The organism is Chryseobacterium sp. SIMBA_029, assembly GCF_046535275.1.
GTDB lineage: Bacteria > Bacteroidota > Bacteroidia > Flavobacteriales > Weeksellaceae > Chryseobacterium.
Map to the genome: position 1 here is coordinate 1 of NZ_JAWRXA010000927.1, position 230 is coordinate 230.

Genomic DNA, 230 nt, shown 5'->3' on the forward strand with positions numbered 1-230 from the left:
GTGAGAGGTACAACAGGTAATAAAATAAGCATCACTAAATTCTGGCCAGGTTCTACATCCAGTTATGGAGTAGGAGTATGGATCGATTTAAATAGAAATGGAGTTTTTGAAGCTAGTGAAAGAATGCTTACAGCTGCTAGTAACACGACAACTCCTGTAACAAACGGGACAGTAGGTTTTGATATACAACTTCCTCCAAATCCTGCTACCTATACAGGTACTCTTCTTAC

General features: G+C 39.1%; 1 protein-coding gene. It reads left to right on the forward strand.

Going from position 1 to position 230, the window contains the following annotated elements; genetic code table 11:
- Positions 1-230, forward strand: a 230-nt coding sequence (locus SB679_RS26535) for a GEVED domain-containing protein (protein ID WP_410705443.1), incomplete at both ends; no start/stop codon positions are given.